The organism is Pedococcus sp. P1_H8, from assembly GCF_056405175.1.
On the sequence record NZ_JBFUCP010000145.1, the window covers coordinates 1 to 507 of the forward strand.

Here is a 507-nt window from a genome sequence, read left to right on the forward strand (position 1 = left end):
GTCGCGTCCGTCGAGGACGGTCACGAACCTTGGGAGGCGCGCGCGGCCGCCCGGGTGGTGGGGCAGGTGTACCGGGAGACGATGGCGCGCGCGGCAGGCATGACCTCCCTCGACATCTGGTACGCACGGATCGAGGCGGACGCCCTGCGTGAGCTGGTGCGGGAGATGGTCGGCTCGCGGCCGGTCGCCGCGACCGAGGCGGTGTTCGCGAAAGCGGAACGGCGCACCCCGCTGGACAACCTGGCACGGTTCGCGACCGTCACCAGCGAGGGCCTGCGGATCAAGGAGGATCCGCCGCTGGTGGTGCGGCTCCCGCACGACCGGCACGCCGAGGCGACCAAGCTGCTCTTCGACGCCTACGCCAACTACCTGGACACCCTCGCCAGCGACCGCCGTCAGCTGGTGGCGCGGTACCGCTTCCAGGACATCGCGCGCAAGGTAGTGGGGGTCGGGTCCGTCGGCACCATGTGCTTCATCGTGCTGTTCGTCGGGGACACCACCCAGGAC

Annotated in this window: 1 protein-coding gene; it reads left to right on the plus strand. The window is 70.8% G+C overall.

Annotated elements, in window-relative coordinates; all coding sequences use genetic code 11:
* Positions 1-507: DUF2252 family protein (locus tag AC1DYG_RS19295; protein ID WP_477641471.1), on the plus strand; the 507-nt coding region annotated here is incomplete at both ends.